Below are 3,348 nucleotides of genomic sequence, written 5' to 3'. Positions count from 1 at the left end.
GCCGCAATCTCCGCAAGGAACTCAGCAATCGGCTTCACGCCAAGATCACCCTTCTTGCTATGACGCACCGCCACGCACTGCGCAGCCGCTTCCTTCTCACCAAGCACGAGCATGTAAGGAATCCGGTCGAGCTGGGCCAAACGAATCTTCGCCCCGATCTTATCCGCATCATTGTTCAATGACACACGCAGGCCAGCATCCTTAAGCTGCGCATAGATCTCATCCGCAAAGGCATCCACCTTCTCGCTGATGGTCAGGATACGCACCTGCTCCGGCGCAAGCCATGTCGGGAAATGACCCGCGAAATGCTCGATGAGCACGCCGCAGAAACGCTCCATGCTGCCAAACGGCGCACGGTGAATCATCACCGGACGGTGTTGGCGATTATCAGCGCCGTTGTAAGTCAGGTCAAAGCGCACAGGCAGCACGTAGTCCACCTGCACAGTGCCGAGCTGCCATTCGCGGCCAATGACGTCCTTGATCACAAAGTCGATCTTCGGTCCATAGAAAGCAGCTTCGCCCGGCTCTTCCGTAAACGGCACGCCCAGCGTCGCAGCAGCCTCGCGGCAGGCGGCTTCAGCCTTGTCCCACTGCTCGGGATTGCCGGTGAATTTGCTGCTGTCGGGATCGCGCAGACCCACGCGCACGCGGTAGTCATGCATGCCCAGAGTGTTCAGCACAATCTTCACCAGGCTCAGGCAGCCCAGCACTTCCTTCGCCACCTGCTCTTCGGTGCAGAAAAGATGCGCATCATCCTGCGTGAAGCCACGCACGCGGGTCAGGCCGTTCAACTCACCGCTCTGCTCCCAGCGATACACCGTGCCGAATTCGGCAAGGCGCACCGGCAGGTCGCGATAACTGCGCGGCTGGCTGTCGTAAATTTTGATGTGATGCGGGCAGTTCATCGGCTTCAGCAGGAAGCCGTCGAGCAACTGCTCATCCGGAAGCACGCGGTCTTCCGTGATGACTTCCTTGCCTGCGCGCTCATTAAGCTGCTGGCGTGTGCGGGCAGACACAGCACCAAGGCGCTCCATCACTTCGCAGCAGCCGCAGCCTTCCTTGGTCACCTTCGCGAGATCATCATTCTCAATGACTGGCGCGAACTGGCTGTCCTTGTAATACGGAAAGTGGCCGCTGGTCTTGTACAGACCCACCTTGCCGATGTGCGGCGTGAAGACCTGGCTGTAGCCCTGCTTGCGCAGTTCTTCGCTGATGAAATTCTGCAACTCCTGACGCAGGATCGCCCCATTCGGCGTCCACAAAATAAGCCCCTGCCCCACTTCTTCGTCGATGTGGTAAAGCTTCAGTTCTTTGCCCAGCTTGCGGTGGTCGCGCTTCTTCGCCTCTTCGAGTTGTTCCAGATGCTTCGCCAGTTCTTCACTGCTCGGGAAAGCCGTGCCATACAGGCGCTGAAGCTGCGGCTTCGTATCATCGCCCATGTAGAAGGCGCTCGCCACGGACATAATTTTGACATGCTTGCACTTGCCGCTGTAGCCGACGTGCGGGCCAGCGCAGAGATCAATAAAGTCACCGTTCTGGAAGGTCGAGATCTGCTCGCCCTCAGGAATCTTTTCCAGCAGGTCCAGTTTGAACGTGCTCGGATTTCCCGGACGCTCCGCCAGACCACCCAGACGGCCCGACTTCGCCAGCGCGATGGCTTCATCCCGGCTGACGCCCTTCCATTCAAATTTCTGATTCTCCTTGGAGATCTTCTTCATCTCCGCCTCGATCTTCTCGAAGTCATCCGGGGTAACGCGGTGATCCGGCAGATCAAAGTCATAGTAGAACCCGTTTTCGACCGGCGGTCCGTAGGCAAACTGGGCATTCGGCCACAGGCGCAGGATGGCGGTGGCCATCACGTGGGCACAGGAGTGGCGCAGGCGATCGATGTCAGACATCTGAGCGCGTTCTTCGAGGGTCTTGCGGGGTTCGGACATGGTTGTAAAGTGGGGGCGTGTCCATGCCGCAGGACTGGGCGAGATTCAAGACGATAACGACAGGTAAAGCAGCCCGCCGCGTCCCCTGCCTTCCTCAAATCGCTTCATGCCAGCGCCTCAGGCCGTGCTTTTCTCGTCCGGCAGCGTGGCACGCTGGTAGGTGTCCAGCGGCGCGGCGCTCTGCCAGCCGGGGCGCAGGCGCACATCCTCGGCACCGCTCAGTTCTCCCGGCGCGCCCGGCGGCGTGGCATCCTCCGCGCGGCGCATTTCCCACCAGCACTGGCCGCAGTGGTTGTGCTGATGATCGATCACAAAGCCCGCATCCTTCATCATCGGCCCGATCCAGCCCATGCAGTGGTCGCAGTAGTCCGCGTATTGTTGCAGCCCATTCCGCAGGAGAAAGCCCTTGGAAGGGCACTCGTGCATGTCGATGCGAAAGACCGTGTCCGTCACCGTGCGGTGCGAGACCGCCCCCTCATCCGCCAGCGTCGGGCCCCAGTATTCCTTCATGCCCTCAAAGCCTGTGGCGGTGATCAGCGCGTGAGCATGCACCTGCGCATCGCGGTTGATGGATTCATCCCAGTACGCCGTCACCAGCTCATGCCCGCCGAGCTGCCGCAGCCATTCAAAAGTCCACTCATAGTGACCGCAAAAATCGTAGCACCCAGTCATGCGGCCTCCTTGATGTCATCGAGCTTCTGCCCGGGTTCGTTGGCGGTCTTGCGGAGGAAGCGCTGCGTGCAGGCCCCGTTACCACCGCTGATCCGCACCGTCAGTCCAGCCGGTGCCGCCATGGCCTCGCTCACATAATAGCAATGCTGGCACAGGCAGGAAACGATCTCGCGCTGGTGGTCGCGCAGGTGCTTGATCATGGGGCAGGTGCGCACTTCCAGCCGCACCTCATCAGGAGCCGTAATGACCTCCACCTCAGCCCCCGGCTCCGCCGCGAAGAACGCCCGCCAATGCGCGGCCACCGCAGGCAAGCCCCCCTGCAGCCAGCGTTCGCTCACCGGCTTGTGGTAGCCTGCGCCCATGTCCTGCCAGTAGCGGCGCAGGGCATCGATGCCGAAGCGCTTCAAAATGAAGCGAAAGGTCGCATTGATCGCGAAATAAAAATCCGCATGCCCGTGCGGCTTGGTGTCCATGTAGGGCAGCGGTGTGGCAGGGGGCGTCATGGTGTCAGTATCATCAAGCCTTGAAGATTGGCAAATGCCGCAAGAGTACTCAAGAACTTTAGTTCGTTCTGGAAGCCACGGGAACGTCCCAGAACCAGCCACCGAGAAGCGAACCTCTTGCGCACATTCCTTGACCTTCCCCCCTCACCGCGCCGCCTTCACCTGATCCCACACCTTCGTGTACTTCGCGAGATCCGGAAAAAGCACTCCAGAACTTTAGTTCGTTCTGGAAGCCA

At 60.1% G+C, this 3,348-nt stretch carries 3 protein-coding genes; all 3 read right to left on the bottom strand.

Translation table 11 applies throughout. The annotated features are described in order from the left end of the window. On the bottom strand, window positions 1-1,937 hold a 1,937-nt coding region (gene thrS, locus PSV43_RS14055), incomplete at its 3' end, for a threonine--tRNA ligase (protein WP_300198324.1). A gap of 117 nt (window positions 1,938-2,054) precedes the next feature. Further along, entirely contained in the window at window positions 2,055-2,609 is a 555-nt protein-coding gene (locus PSV43_RS14050; protein WP_300198321.1) for a hypothetical protein, read from the bottom strand. After that, window positions 2,606-3,112 carry a hypothetical protein gene (locus tag PSV43_RS14045; protein WP_300198318.1) on the bottom strand — a complete coding sequence of 169 codons (507 nt, stop codon included), beginning with the start codon at window positions 3,110-3,112 and terminating at the stop codon, window positions 2,606-2,608. Before PSV43_RS14045 ends, PSV43_RS14050 begins: the two co-directional genes overlap by 4 nt. Between the last annotated feature and the right edge of the window lie 236 nt (window positions 3,113-3,348).

It is taken from the genome of Prosthecobacter sp., assembly GCF_029946185.1.
GTDB lineage: Bacteria > Verrucomicrobiota > Verrucomicrobiia > Verrucomicrobiales > Verrucomicrobiaceae > Prosthecobacter.
The sequence above is the reverse complement of the archived record's forward strand: the minus strand, read 5'-3'. Positions and strand labels throughout refer to the sequence as shown.

Excerpts from the sequence above, each read along its gene's own strand:
- PSV43_RS14050 (WP_300198321.1), bottom strand. The coding sequence starts at position 2,609 with ATGACTGGGTGCTACGATTTTTGCGGTCACTATGAGTGGACTTTTGAA.
- PSV43_RS14045 (WP_300198318.1), bottom strand. The coding sequence starts at position 3,112 with ATGACGCCCCCTGCCACACCGCTGCCCTACATGGACACCAAGCCGCAC.